General features: G+C 45.4%; 12 protein-coding genes. All 12 read left to right on the top strand.

Annotated features, from left to right (window positions below):
* Positions 1 to 49: 49 nt before the first annotated feature.
* The 12 genes from AAAT93_RS02690 (at position 50) to truB (ending at position 13,904) form a co-directional block, all read left to right on the top strand.
* The gene (locus tag AAAT93_RS02690) at positions 50 to 1,810 is read left to right on the top strand and encodes an ABC transporter ATP-binding protein (RefSeq protein WP_118544952.1); all 1,761 of its coding nucleotides are present in this window, start codon (positions 50 to 52) and stop codon (positions 1,808 to 1,810) included.
* Complete coding sequence (locus AAAT93_RS02685) at positions 1,810 to 3,654, top strand: ABC transporter ATP-binding protein (RefSeq protein ID WP_177980872.1); 1,845 nt, start codon at positions 1,810 to 1,812, stop codon at positions 3,652 to 3,654. The genes AAAT93_RS02690 and AAAT93_RS02685 overlap by 1 nt, the downstream gene beginning before the upstream one ends.
* A 70-nt stretch (positions 3,655 to 3,724) precedes the next feature.
* Positions 3,725 to 5,290, top strand: coding sequence for a collagen-binding domain-containing protein (locus AAAT93_RS02680; RefSeq protein ID WP_227572762.1), 1,566 nt, complete (start codon positions 3,725 to 3,727; stop codon positions 5,288 to 5,290).
* Positions 5,291 to 5,332: 42 nt separating this feature from the next.
* A complete protein-coding gene (locus tag AAAT93_RS02675; RefSeq protein WP_227572765.1) occupies positions 5,333 to 6,919 on the top strand; it encodes a family 10 glycosylhydrolase in 1,587 nt (528 codons plus the stop codon).
* Between the two features lie 123 nt (positions 6,920 to 7,042).
* Positions 7,043 to 7,507: a ribosome maturation factor RimP gene (rimP, locus tag AAAT93_RS02670; RefSeq protein WP_021985404.1), complete on the top strand. Its 465-nt coding sequence runs from the start codon at positions 7,043 to 7,045 to the stop codon at positions 7,505 to 7,507.
* Positions 7,508 to 7,524: 17 nt separating this feature from the next.
* On the top strand, positions 7,525 to 8,685 hold the full coding sequence (gene nusA, locus AAAT93_RS02665; RefSeq protein ID WP_021985405.1) for a transcription termination factor NusA: 1,161 nt from the start codon (positions 7,525 to 7,527) through the stop codon (positions 8,683 to 8,685).
* A gap of 5 nt (positions 8,686 to 8,690) precedes the next feature.
* Entirely contained in the window at positions 8,691 to 8,948 is a 258-nt protein-coding gene (rnpM, locus tag AAAT93_RS02660) for an RNase P modulator RnpM (RefSeq protein ID WP_021985406.1), read from the top strand.
* A complete protein-coding gene (locus tag AAAT93_RS02655) occupies positions 8,949 to 9,257 on the top strand; it encodes a L7Ae/L30e/S12e/Gadd45 family ribosomal protein (RefSeq protein ID WP_227572767.1) in 309 nt (102 codons plus the stop codon).
* Positions 9,258 to 9,279: 22 nt separating this feature from the next.
* Positions 9,280 to 11,688 (top strand): translation initiation factor IF-2, encoded by a 2,409-nt coding sequence (gene infB / locus AAAT93_RS02650; RefSeq protein WP_021985407.1) that lies wholly within the window; start codon positions 9,280 to 9,282, stop codon positions 11,686 to 11,688.
* A gap of 2 nt (positions 11,689 to 11,690) precedes the next feature.
* Positions 11,691 to 12,071 carry a 30S ribosome-binding factor RbfA gene (rbfA, locus tag AAAT93_RS02645; protein WP_021985408.1) on the top strand — a complete coding sequence of 127 codons (381 nt, stop codon included), beginning with the start codon at positions 11,691 to 11,693 and terminating at the stop codon, positions 12,069 to 12,071.
* On the top strand, positions 12,058 to 13,002 hold the full coding sequence (locus AAAT93_RS02640) for a DHH family phosphoesterase (protein ID WP_021985409.1): 945 nt from the start codon (positions 12,058 to 12,060) through the stop codon (positions 13,000 to 13,002). The genes rbfA and AAAT93_RS02640 overlap by 14 nt, the downstream gene beginning before the upstream one ends.
* Positions 12,999 to 13,904 carry a tRNA pseudouridine(55) synthase TruB gene (gene truB / locus AAAT93_RS02635; protein WP_021985410.1) on the top strand — a complete coding sequence of 302 codons (906 nt, stop codon included), beginning with the start codon at positions 12,999 to 13,001 and terminating at the stop codon, positions 13,902 to 13,904. Before AAAT93_RS02640 ends, truB begins: the two co-directional genes overlap by 4 nt.
* Positions 13,905 to 13,910: the final 6 nt, after the last annotated feature.

Raw genomic sequence — 13,910 nt, 5'->3', positions numbered from 1 at the left:
TGGCTTATGTTCATTAAAAGTTTTTACAGAAAATGGAAAGGAGCATGGAATGTTACGTATTTTTAAGAATTTCCGAAAACAGGAAGTAGTATTGGCTCTTTTCAGTGTGGTATTTGTAGTGGCACAGGTTTGGCTCGAATTAAAGCTGCCGGATTATATGCGGGAAATTACATCACTGATTACGACACAGGATAGTGCGATGCACGATATCCTGATTGCAGGTGGAAAAATGTTACTTTGTGCGTTTGGCAGTTTATTGGTAACGGTACTGGTAGCTGTCTGTGCATCACGGATTGCTTCGAATTTCAGTGCAATCGTACGTGGAAAGTTATTTGACAAGGTACAGTCTTTTTCAATGGAAGAGATCGGACGGTTTTCAACAGCGAGTCTGATCACGCGTTCTACAAACGATGTGACTCAGGTGCAGATGTTGATTGTAATGGGGCTGTCCATCATGTTGCGGGCACCAATCATGGCGGTGATGGCTATCTTGAAGATTGTTGATAAGAGTTGGCAGTGGACACTCTCCACGGGCGTTGCGGTTGTTGTATTATTGATTGTCGTTATTATCTGCGTCAGCTTATGTATGCCGAAGTTCAAACGCTTACAGAGTCTGACGGATGATATCAATCAAGTAACACGTGAGAATCTGACAGGCTTGAACGTTGTTCGCGCCTATAATGCGGAAGCATATCAGGAGGAGAAGTTTGAGAAGGTCAACAAGGATCTGACAGATACCCATTGGTTTACATCAAAGACTATGGCATTTATGATGCCGACGATTATGATGATCATGAATGGCCTTTCGCTTGCAATATATTGGATTGGCGCGGTTTTGATCAACGATGCACAGGATATGCAGGAAAAATTCACATTATTCTCGGATATGGTTGTATTTTCCTCGTATGCAATGCAGGTTGTCATGTCGTTCATGATGCTGGTTATGATATTTATTATGCTGCCGCGGGCATCGGTTGCAGCGAAGCGTATTTTGGAAGTATTAGATACTGAACCATCCATTGAGGATGGAACGAGAGATACGTTCCCGGTTATGAAAGATGGGGAAGTGGAATTCAAGGATGTCAGCTTCAAATATCCGGACGCAGAGGAATATGTATTAGAGCATATTTCTTTCTCTGCGAAGAAGGGCGAGACAATCGCGTTTATCGGTGCAACCGGATGTGGCAAGAGTACTGCTATCAATCTGATTCCGCGGTTTTATGATGCAACAGAGGGTGAGGTATTCGTCGATGGCGTGAATGTCAAGGAATATACGCAGGAAGCACTGCATAACAAAATTGGATATGTCAGCCAGAAAGCAATCTTGTTCTCCGGAACAATCGCTGACAATGTGGCATATGGCGAAAACGGAAAAGCACCTGCTACACAGGACGACATTGCGATGGCGGTAAAAGTAGCGCAGGCAAGTGAATTTGTTGAGAAGAAGGATCAGGGCTATGACGGGTATGTGGCTCAGGGTGGCTCAAACTTCTCAGGTGGGCAGAAACAGCGTCTGTCGATTGCGCGTGCGATTGCCAGACAGCCGGAGATCCTGATCTTCGATGATTCGTTCTCGGCACTTGACTATAAGACAGATAGAATCCTTCGGGAAGCACTGCGCAAGGAATGTAAGGATGCGACGAAGATCATCGTTGCACAGCGAATCGGTACAATCCGTGATGCGGATAAGATCATCGTGTTAGACGATGGACAGATCGCAGGTATGGGAACGCATGACGAACTTATGAAGAACTGCGAAGTGTACCAGGAAATCGCATATTCTCAGTTATCAAAGGAGGAGCTTGCATAATGGAAAAAGATAATTATGAAGTAGGTCAGAATAATCGTGCTCCAAAGGTTCCTCGTCACGGTCCGGGCAGAGGCATGCGCCCCGGCGAAAAAGCAAAGAACTTCAAAGGTACATGGGCAAAGCTCCTTACGAACTGTAAGAAATACTGGGGTGCCATGATATTCGCGATTATCTGTGCAGGTATTGGAACCGTATTAACATTGATCGGACCGGATAAATTATCCAAGATGACCGATCTTATCACCGAGGGTGTAATGACCGGGATTGATATGGACGGAATCAAACGGATTGGAATCACGCTGATCTGCTTCTATGGATGCAGTGCGTTGTTATCTCTGGTCCAGAACCTGATTATGGGGTATGTAACACAGCAGGTATCAAAGGGACTCCGGAGCAACATCTCAAGGAAGATCAACCGCTTGCCGATGTGGTTTTACAATCAGACATCAACCGGGGATGTATTATCCCGTGTAACAAACGATGTTGATACAATTGCACAATCCTTTAATCAGAGCATGGGAAATCTTGTGACAGCGGTTACGCTGCTTCTTGGTTCTCTCATTATGATGATAAAGACAAATATCATAATGACGGTTGCAGCGATACTTTCAACGCTGCTAGGCTTTGTATTCATGGCTCTGATCATGAGCAAATCCCAGAAATATTTTGCGAGACAACAGATGCATCTGGGGGAAATCAATGGACATGTTGAGGAGATCTATGCCGGACACACAGTTGTGAAGGCGTATAATGGCGAGAAAAAATCAAAGGAAAAGTTCGATAAGATGAATGAAAATCTGCGTGACAGTGCCTTTAAGGCGCAGTGTCTCTCCGGACTTATGATGCCACTCATGACATTCATCGGTAACCTTGGCTATGTGGCGGTCTGTATTGTCGGTGCGCTTCTTGTAATGAATGATAAAATATCATTTGGTGTGATTATTGCGTTTATGATGTATGTACGTTACTTTACACAGCCACTCAGTCAGATCGCACAGGCGATGCAGGCACTGCAGTCTGCGGCTGCTGCCGGTGAACGTGTATTTGAGTTTACCGACGCAGAAGAGATGGAAGATGAGAGCACTAAGACGAAAAAGCTGAACGATGTGAAGGGTGAGGTATCCTTTGAGCATGTCAAGTTTGGCTATAAAGACAGCGATAAGGTTGTCATCCATGATTTTTCAGCTGTAGCAAAACCGGGACAGAAGGTTGCAATTGTCGGACCGACCGGTGCCGGTAAGACAACGATGGTGAATCTTTTAATGCGGTTCCATGAAATCTTAGATGGCGATATAAAAATCGATGGTGTATCCATCAAGGATATGACGCGGGAAGAAGTACACGACCAGTTCTGTATGGTATTACAGGATACATGGCTTTTTGAAGGAACGGTTCGTGAGAATCTCGTATACAGCCAGGAGAATGTACCGGAAGAAAAGATCGAGCAGGCGTGCAAGGCGGTTGGTCTGCACCGCTTTATCCGCAGTCTGCCGAAGGGCTATGACACGGTGTTGAATGATCAGGTTAACCTGTCACAGGGACAGAAGCAGCAGCTAACCATCGCCCGTGCGATGATTGCAGACCGCCCGATGCTGATATTAGATGAGGCGACAAGCTCTGTCGATACGAGAACCGAGCTTATCATCCAGAGAGCCATGGACGAACTGATGAAGGGAAGAACTTCGTTTGTAATCGCACACCGGCTTTCTACAATCAAGAATGCTGATCTGATCCTTGTATTGAAAGATGGCGATATCATCGAGAGCGGTACGCATGAGGAGCTGCTTGCGAAGAAGGGCTTCTATGCGGATCTCTACAACAGCCAGTTCGAGCAGGCGTCATAAAAATAAATTTGGAATCAGGACAAGCGCTCCCTGCATACATTTATGTGAATGTATGCAGGGAGCATTTTTTATGAGAAAGAAAACGACAAGGAGAATCCGACAGTCCATTGTAGCAGGTGTGGTCGGAGTGGCATGTATTTTCGGTTGTGAAAATCTGGAGGTCGCTTTTGCGGAGACAGCGACTGTGACAGATGCGACAGCAGAGGATGCAACGGCAGGAGAGAACGGTGATGATACAGACATCGAGTCTGCGGAAACGATGTTTGTCGGAGATACCGGTGTACAGGCAGATGCGACGGGAACTGATGCAACGGAGATGGAGGCGTATGATGAAATCAGTGGCGTGTCTGTCTTAAATGCGAACACGCAAAAAACACAGGTCAGCAATAAAAAATATGAGGACGAATATCATATTGATTATATCCTGTCGCATTACAGCTATTTCGTACAAAACGATCTGGAGGGCGATTATGTAGCAGATACCGTCGGTGCGATCATGGTAGGAAATAAATTGAACCTGAAAAATACAGTGGGAAAGGTGAAAGCAGCGGCGTCCTATGCGCGATACCTGATTGATCTTGCCGATTATCATGCCGGTTCGTGGAATGATACAACGGGGATTGATACGAATTTTTACTATACAGAAAGCCATATGTCGTACAAAGACTGGCTGACAAACCGTATGGTGAAAGTGGCAGATGATTATATCAATATGGACGAAGCGTTTGGTGTTATTAAACAGGAATCGCAGGCGTTGGAGAAGGCTGGGCAGGCAGGCTATATGGAACAGGGAGACCTGATCATTGACTTTGCAGATTCTAAGACGATCACCGTCAGCGGGACAGATTTCTCAAATGCAAAGCGTGTGATTCTGAAAAATGTAACTGCGGAAGACATTTTCTCAAATGCCTATACAATCTCCATTTCCGGAGACGGGGATTATGCATTGGATACTGGTAAGATTGAAATTGGTGGAACTCCATTGAACAACAATTACTTCTTCAATCTGGCGAAAAACAGACCGGAAGGTGCACAGGGCGGTCAGTATTACAGTGGTGGCTTTGGACTCGTCTGGAACTTCCCGGATGCCAAGAATATTACAGCAAGTTTTCTGACTGGTCATATCATTGCGCCATCTGGAAATGTGTCACTGATCGGCGGCAATCATGAAGGGCAGGTAATCGCACAGAATGTAAATGCGAGTTCGGAATCACATTTTTATCCATACAATGTGGCAACAACCGAGACGACAACCACGGAAGCTACAACCACAGAGACAACGACGACAGAGACAACAACGACTGAGAGTACGACAACAGAAATAACAACGACTGAGAGCACGACCACAGAAAGTACAACAACTGAAGTGACAACGACGGAAAGCACGACCACAGAAAATGGAACAACAACTGAGATAGCTACAACGACCGAAACTGCAACGACCCGAGCAACCTTAGTCGTGAACCCAAAGGCAAGCTCGACTTCCACACAGGTGCAGACACCGGTAGTTGTAGCAAGTGATGATACGGTGAAAACTGGAGATTCTATGGCGCTTGGTATCGTGATTACACTGCTGGTAGCGTCAGGTGGAGGACTGCTGTTATTTACAGCACTTCATGAACATAAAAAGAAATAATCTGCATATAAGTAGTTATAAGAGATAACGGATGCGTAAAATATGCAGATTATAAGACGATATCTGGCAGGAATCATCGTGGTAGTCTGTCTGCTTTCTTCTTTATTTTCGATGCAGAGCAGGCAGGTTGCTGTTTATCTGCCTATGCAGGTAAATACGGAGATGGAAAAGCGTGCGTGCTGGATTTCCTATATCGATATGGAATCGGAATTATCCGATAAAAGCGAGGCGGCTTTCCGGGCGAAGGTGCATGCCATGTATGATACCGTGAAAAGATATGGCTTAAATACGGTGATCGTACATGCGCGGGCAATGGGAGATGCCTTTTATCCATCGGACTATTTTCCGTATTCCGAATATATGTCCAAAACCCGGACATATCCAGGCTATGATCCGTATGAGATCATGGTAGCTGTGGCACATGAGGAGGGACTTCGTTTTGAGGCGTGGATCAATCCGTATCGGCTGTCGCTGGGGAAAGAAACGACGGCAAGCTTTGAACATACACCGTTCTATGCGAAATACCAGTCTATGATACTTGAATATCAGGGGCAAAATGGTACATGTCTGGTGTTGAATCCGCAAAGTGCGGAGGCACAGCAGTTAGTCGTAAATCAGGTGGCAGAGATCTTAGAACGCTATCCAGTGGATGGTATTCATTTTGATGATTATTTCTTTGTTGACGGCATGCAGGATACGCTGCCACAGGAAGAAAAAATGCAGGCGGTAAATGCACTTGTCCAGAAAGTATACCAGACGGTCAAACAGAAACGTCCAGACTGTGAGTTCGGAATCAGTCCGGCAGGAAATCCGGATTATGCACGAAGTCAGGGGGCAGATATTGATACGTGGCTTTCACAGGAAGGATATGTGGATTATGTGATGCCGCAGATTTACTGGACGGATCGCTATGTGACAGATGGAAAAGAAGTTCCGATGTTTTCGAACCGGTGCGAGGTATGGCAGACGCTGCATACGAACCCGGAGATTAAGCTGTATGCCGGGCTTGCACTCTACCGGGTGGGGGAAACTTCAGATACCGATCTGGACTGGGCGCTTCGCGAGGATAATCTGGCAACACAATGTGCGCATATCTATGGCATGGGATATGATGGATTTGCGTTGTTCCGATATGCTTATCTGAAGGAGAATGGTACACAGGTGGAACTTCAGAATCTATATAGCTATCTCAAAAAACAGGCGGGTATTCTGACTTCTGAAGTGGATGCTGGTATTGTATATACGGTTCATATGCAGACTTTTGGCTGGCAGGAAGCAAAAATGGACGGCATTGTGGCAGGATATACAAAGCAGGAAAAATCCGTTGAAGCGGTGCGCATCCAGCTTGGCGCATATGTCCCGAAAGGAAATGTCCGGTATGCGGTTGAGACGGCACAGGGACAAAGTGCATGGCGGAAGGACGGCGAACAGGCGGGCAGTGTTGGACAGAAGGAACCGTTGCTTGGAATCCGGATCAATCTCACAGGCGGAATCTCAGATTCCTATGATATTTTGTACCGCGTTTATGTGTCGGCACAGGGCTGGACGGACTGGGGAAAAAATGGCACGTATACTGGAGGCGGTACGATACAGGCATTGCAGGTAAAACTTGTAAAAAAGGCGGAATAGGTACTTGCAAAACAATAAAAACATGTTATAATATATAAGACTTGAATACAGATGACGCAGAGTGGGTTGTAAAAACCCACTCTTTGTTTTTGAAAAGGCAAAAAAGTCAGAAAGGTGGCAGACGTGAAAAAACAGGAAATTGAACAACACTGCACAGAACTTGTGACTCCGATTATCGAAGAGCATGGGTTTGAGCTAGTGGATGTAGAGTACGTAAAGGAAGGCTCTGATTATTATCTGCGTGTGTATGCGGATAAGGAAGGCGGCATCAATATTGATGACTGTGTTCTGATCAGCCGGAGCTTGGAGGAAAAACTGGATGCTGCGGACCGGATGACAGACCCGTATATTTTGGAAGTAAGCTCACCGGGACTTACAAGACCGCTCAAGAAGGACAAGGATTTTAAACGGAATCTTGGCAAAAAGGTAGAGGTAAAACTTTACCGTGCGGTGGATGGCAGTAAGGAATTCGAGGCAATCCTGACAGGATACACTGATACGACGATCACATTGCAGCTCGATCCGGCGGAAGAACCAAAAGAATTTTCAAGAAACGATATTTCTATGATAAGATTGGCATTTGAGTAGAAGAGGAGGATAAAAAAATGTCAGAGATTATTGATGCTTTAAATCAATTAGAGCGCGAAAAAAGTGTCAGCAAGGAACTGGTGATGGAGGCGATTGAAAAATCACTGGTTGCAGCATGTGAGAAAGATTATGGAAAGAATGTACTTGTGGAAGCACATATGGACCGTGAGACTGGTGCGATCACAGTTGTACGCAAGAAGGAAGTTGTAGAGGAAGTCGAGAATGATGAGAATCAGATTTCCCTGACAGAAGCAAAAGCAATGGATGACAAGTACGAGATCGGTGATTTCGTAGAGTATCCACTGGAGTCTATGGACTTTGGACGTATGGCAGCACAGAAGGCAAGAAGCATTATCATCCAGAACATCAAAGAGGGTGAGCGTGATGCGATCTACGAGCGTTTTGCCTGCAAGGAGCATGACATTGTAAACGGTGTGGTACAGCGTTTCGTAGACAATACGATCTATATCAGCCTCGATGAGAAGACAGAGACCAGACTCAAGGAAAATGAGCAGGTAAAATCAGAGCATTACAAGGTTGGCGACCATATTAAGCTGTATGTGGTTGAAGTGAAAAAACCGGAGAAGAAAGAAAACAAGCGTAAGGACGGAAAGGATAAGAAGAACAATACAGGTATTAACATCCACGTATCCCGTACCCATCCAGAGCTTGTAAAGCGTTTGTTTGAAAATGAGATTGAAGAGATCCAGAATGGTGTTGTAGAGATCATGGGTATCTCTAGAGATGCAGGTTCCCGTTCGAAGCTTGCAGTTCGTTCGTTAGATCCAAACGTAGATCCAGTTGGTGCCTGCGTAGGTATGGCAGGTGCGAGAGTCAATACAATCGTCGATGATTTAAAGGGCGAGAAGATCGATGTTATCGCATGGGATGAAGATCCAGAGGTTTATATCAAGAATGCATTAAGCCCATCCGATGTAATCTGGGTACAGGCGTACACAGAAGAGCAGGACGGAAAGCAGAAGAAGTGTGCAAGAGTTGTTGTACCAGACGATCAGCTTTCCCTTGCAATTGGTAAGGAAGGACAGAACGCAAGTCTGGCTGCAAAGCTGACAGGCTATAAGATTGATATCAAGAGTGAGTCACAGGCACGTGATCTGGGTATGATTATAGATGATTATGACGACGATTACGCCGATGACTATGAAGATGAGGAGTAGATAACTTGGCAAAGCAGATACCACTTCGACAGTGTGTAGGCTGTCGGGAGATGAAACCAAAGACAGAGCTTGTCAGAGTCATTAAGACGCCGGAAGATGAGATATGTCTGGACAAGACCGGAAGAAAAAATGGACGTGGTGCTTACATCTGTCTGAATCAGGCGTGCTTGGAGAAAGCAAAGAAAACAAAAGCACTGGAGCGTTCGTTGAAGACGGAAATTCCGGAAGAAATCTACCAGACCATCGCAGAGGAGATGATATAGTTGGCACAAAATCAGAATCGTGCATTGTCTATGCTTTCGATTGCTGCAAAAGCAGGAAAAGTACAGAGCGGCGGATTCCTGACCGAGAAAGCGATTCAGGAGGGCGTTGCATATTTCGTGATCATCGCAGAGGATGCATCGGGCAATACGCAGAAGAAATTCATGGATAAATGCAAGTATTACGAGATTCCGTATACGATTGCGTTTGACAGCACGACGCTCGGCAGACAAATCGGAAAACAGGAGCGGACGGTACTTGCAGTGACAGATGCAGGTCTGGCAAAACAGATTTCTGACAAGTTGGATTAGTTTAAGATTGGAGGTGTAACCCATGAGAGTACACGAGTTTGCAAAACAGTTGACAGCAGAACTTGGAAAAGAAGTAAAAAGCAGTCAGATTATTGATATATTGAGCGGTAAAAAAGAAGGGTTAAAAGCACAGAGCAGCATTGATGATGCAATGATGAAATTTGTGCGGGAGTCTTTGGGCGGAAACAAGCCGGTTGAGGCAAAGAAAGAAGAGCCGAAGAAGGCAGGGCCAAAGAAGGAAGAAGGAAAAAAGGAAGCACCAAAGCAGGAGAACAAGAAGGTGCAGCCAAAGCCAAACAACAATTCCAATTCCGGTAATCAGAATAACCAGAATAAGAAGAACAATAACAATAATAACAACCAGAACCGCAACAACAATCAGGGTAAAAATAATAACAATAACGGAAACAATCAGGGCAGAAATAATAACAATAAGCAGAATAATAATGGAAATAATCAGGGCAAGAATAATAACAACAAGCCTGCAAATGGCAATAACCAGAATGGAGCCAAGCAGGAGAGCCGTGGTACAAATTTCCGGAACGCGGTAAGCAACAACCGTAACACAAGAAATAACAACAATAATAACAATCGGTTTAACAACAATAATAACCGGAACAATAATAACAACAAGAATCATCAGCCAGCACCAAAGAAGCAGGAGCCGGTAGAACCAGTGATCAAGACAATCAAGCTGCCAGAGGTACTGACTGTCGGCGAGCTTGCAAGTAAGATCAAGGTGCCAGTGGCACAGTTGATCAAGAAGATGTTTATGGCAGGTAAGATGTACAATGTAAACTCTGACCTTCCATTTGATGAGGCAGCTGACATTGCACTTGAATACAACTTCATTGCAGAGGAAGAGGAAAAGGTTGATGTGATCGAAGAACTTCTCCGTGAGGAGGAAGAGGACGAGGCAGATATGACTTCCAGACCACCAGTTGTCTGCGTTATGGGACACGTTGATCATGGTAAGACATCCCTGCTCGATGCAATCCGTAATTCTGATGTAACAGCTGGTGAGGCTGGTGGTATTACACAGCATATTGGTGCGTCTGTAGTATCTATCAATGGTCAGAAGATTACATTCCTGGATACACCGGGACATGAGGCATTTACAGCGATGCGTATGCGTGGTGCACAGTCAACAGATATTGCAATCCTTGTAGTTGCAGCCGATGATGGTGTTATGCCACAGACCGTAGAGGCAATCAACCATGCGAAAGCAGCTGGCATCGAGATCATTGTTGCAATCAATAAAATTGATAAGGAAAGTGCGAATATCGACCGTGTAAAGCAGGAGTTGATGGAATACGAGCTCGTACCAGAGGACTGGGGCGGTTCGACAATCTTCTGTCCGGTATCTGCACATACAAAGGAAGGTATTGATAACCTTCTGGAGATGATCATCCTGACCGCGGAGATTCTGGAGCTCAAGGCAAACAAGAACCGGAAGGCACGTGGTATTGTCATCGAGGCACAGCTTGATAAGGGACGTGGTTCAGTTGCAACCATTCTGGTACAGAAGGGTACTTTGCATGTGGGCGACTGTCTGGCAATCGGTGATGTGCATGGTAAGGTGCGTGCGATGTTCGACGATAAGGGGCGCAAGGTGAAGGAGGCGACTCCATCTATGCCAGTTGAGGTACTTGGCTTAAATGGCGTTCCAAATTCTGGAGAGATTGTAATTGCCACAGAAAATGAGAAGGAAGCGCGTACGATTTCCGAGGCATTTATCAACCGTGGCAAGGAAAAACTGATTGCAGATACAAAGCAGCGTATGTCTCTCGATGACCTTTATAACCGGATTCAGGAAGGTAATGTAAAGGATCTGAACCTTATCATCAAGGCAGATGTACAGGGTTCTGTAGAGGCGGTTAAGCAGAGCTTGCTTAAGCTTTCCAACGAGGAAGTGGCAGTTAAATGTATCCACTCCGGTGTTGGTGCAATCAATGAGAGTGATGTAATTCTTGCTTCTGCAAGTAATGCGATCATCATTGGATTTAATATTCGTCCGGACAATCAGGCGAAGGAAGTTGCAGAGCGTGAGAAGGTTGATATCCGTCTGTATCGTGTCATTTACAATGCGATTGAGGATATCGAAAGTGCGATGAAGGGTATGCTTGATCCAATCTTCGAGGAGAAGGTCATCGGTCATGCAGAGGTTCGTCAGACTTACAAGGCTTCTGGTGTTGGTACAATCGCTGGTTCATATGTATTAGATGGTACGATCCAGAGAAACTGCAAAGTTCGTATCAGCCGGGAAGGTGAGCAGATCTTCGAGGGTGAGCTTGCATCTCTGAAGCGTTTCAAGGACGACGTAAAGGAAGTTAAGACAGGATTTGAATGTGGTCTTGTTATGGATGGATTCAATGATATCAAGGAAGGCGATATCATTGAGGCATATATTATGGTTGAGGTACCAAGATAGAAATGAGAAAGACAAGTCATAAATCACAGCGAATCAATGGGGAAGTCCAGAAGGAACTTTCCCGGATCATTCGGATGGAGTTAAAAGATCCACGTATCAATCCCATGACATCGGTAACGGATGTCATGGTGACACAGGATCTGAAATATTGTAAGGCATATATCAGTGTATTAGGCGATGCAGAATCTGGTGCAGAGACGTTAAAGGGCTTAGAGCAGGCGAGTGGATTTATCCGCCGCGAGCTGGCGCGTACGATCAATCTCCGAAATACACCGGAGCTTACGTTTGTATTGGACACATCAATCGAGTATGGAAATTATATGTCTAAGCGTATCGATGAGGTAATCAAAGAGGATCAGAGTAAGCAGAATGAAGAAGAGTGAATTATTAAATCTAATTGAAGATGCAAAGACAATCGGAATATTCGGGCATATCCGCCCGGATGGCGATTGTGTTGGTTCGTGCTTAGGACTGTACAATTATATTCAGGACAACTATGACGCAGAGGTGACCGTGTATCTGGAGAAGATTCCAGATAAGTTTTCGTTCTTAAAGGGCGCGGATGCCATCTGCCATGAACCAGAGTCTCGTGTATTGGATCTTGCAATTTCTCTGGATTGTGGAGACCGCGATCGGCATGGAAGCTTCTATGAGCTTTTCGGTATGGCGAAGAAAAGTGCCTGTCTGGATCATCATAGAAGTAATCAGGGCTTTGGGGATTATTACTATTGTGATGCGGACGCATCTTCTGCAAGTGAAGTATTGTTCCGGCATATTGATCCAGAGAATATCTCGCTTGCCTGTGCAGAGTGTCTGTATCTCGGTATCGTACATGATACCGGCGTGTTCAAGTATTCGGCATGTACAAAGGATACAATGCAGGTAGCCGGTGAATTGCTCGCACATGGCGTGGATGCACAGAAGATTATCGACGATACCTTTTACAGAGTCAGCTACAAGCAGAATCTGCTTATGGGACAGGCGATGGTCAATGCAAAGCTGGCACTGTCCGGACAGGTTGTCTACACCTTTGTGACAAAGGAGATGTTCGATACCTTTGGCTGCGGAAAAGAAGAGACAGATGGCATTGTGGATCGTATCCGCGTGATTGACGGTGTGGAGGTCGCGATATTTGTATACCAGCTTGGCGATGCAATGAAGGTCAGCCTGCGTTCTATCCGCAAAGTCAATGTGAGCAAGATTGCAGTTGCCTATGGCGGTGGCGGACATATCCGTGCGGCTGGCTTTGAAGTGACCGGCGATTTTGATACAGTCGTTGCAGATATTATAAAGATGATAGAGGAACAGCTTTGATAGACGGGATTTTAAATGTTTATAAAGAACAGGATTATACATCATTTGATGTCGTGGCAAAGCTTCGCGGCATCTTAAAACAGAAAAAGATCGGACATACCGGGACACTTGATCCAATGGCAGAAGGTGTCCTGTTGGTTTGTCTTGGTAAGGCGACAAAGCTGGTAGATCTTCTGACCGAAGGAGATAAATGCTACCGTGCGACGATGAAGCTTGGCTATGAGACGGATACCGAGGATGTGACCGGTGAGACGACTGCGGAAGGTGATGCAGCAGTGCTCGCGCAGCTGACACAGGCAGACGTGGAACGTGCAATTTTGTCCTTCGTTGGCAAGTATGACCAGATACCACCGATGTATTCTGCCATCAAAAAGGATGGAAAAAAATTATACGAATATGCCAGAGCCGGAATCGAGGTCAAACGAGAACCAAGACCGGTTGAGATTTATGCAATCCAGGACATTACGAAGGAAGCGGACGATACTTACAGCTTTGATGTGTATTGTTCGAAAGGCACGTATATCCGGTCGTTGTGCCGGGATATCGGAAGAAAACTTTCTTGTCTGGCTGTGTTGTCCGGTTTACACCGGAAAGAAGTGCATGGATTTTCTGTGACAGATGCATTGACGCTGCAGGAGATCGAGGTACGGCAGGCAGATGGAACCCTGCAGGACGCAATCCTGCCAGTGGATGCACTTTTGAAACAGTATCCGGCATATGAGATTACCGAACAGGCAGAGAATTATCTGAGAAATGGAAACAAGCTTTCTCCTCGGTTTTTCAAAGATATGGGAGAAAGACGGGATACGAGAATCCGGGTGTATCATGCAGGCAAGTTTGCAGCCTTATATGATTACAAAGAGGAAGAACAGATATACAAACCATTTAAAATGTTTTTATGAGGAAAC

The sequence above is a fragment of the Coprococcus hominis (ex Arizal et al. 2022) genome (assembly GCF_040094675.1).
Taxonomy (GTDB): Bacteria; Bacillota; Clostridia; order Lachnospirales; family Lachnospiraceae; genus Coprococcus_C; species Coprococcus_C hominis.
The sequence above is the reverse complement of the archived record's forward strand: the minus strand, read 5'-3'. Positions and strand labels throughout refer to the sequence as shown.

What these genes read in the sequence shown, in the direction of transcription:
- AAAT93_RS02680 (WP_227572762.1), top strand. Translation starts at nt 3,725, where the DNA reads ATGAGAAAGAAAACGACAAGGAGAATCCGACAGTCCATTGTAGCAGGT.
- AAAT93_RS02640 (WP_021985409.1), top strand. Translation starts at nt 12,058, where the DNA reads ATGAAGAAGAGTGAATTATTAAATCTAATTGAAGATGCAAAGACAATC.
- AAAT93_RS02675 (WP_227572765.1), top strand. Translation starts at nt 5,333, where the DNA reads ATGCAGATTATAAGACGATATCTGGCAGGAATCATCGTGGTAGTCTGT.
- infB (WP_021985407.1), top strand. Translation starts at nt 9,280, where the DNA reads ATGAGAGTACACGAGTTTGCAAAACAGTTGACAGCAGAACTTGGAAAA.
- AAAT93_RS02685 (WP_177980872.1), top strand. Translation starts at nt 1,810, where the DNA reads ATGGAAAAAGATAATTATGAAGTAGGTCAGAATAATCGTGCTCCAAAG.
- rbfA (WP_021985408.1), top strand. Translation starts at nt 11,691, where the DNA reads ATGAGAAAGACAAGTCATAAATCACAGCGAATCAATGGGGAAGTCCAG.
- AAAT93_RS02690 (WP_118544952.1), top strand. Translation starts at nt 50, where the DNA reads ATGTTACGTATTTTTAAGAATTTCCGAAAACAGGAAGTAGTATTGGCT.
- nusA (WP_021985405.1), top strand. Translation starts at nt 7,525, where the DNA reads ATGTCAGAGATTATTGATGCTTTAAATCAATTAGAGCGCGAAAAAAGT.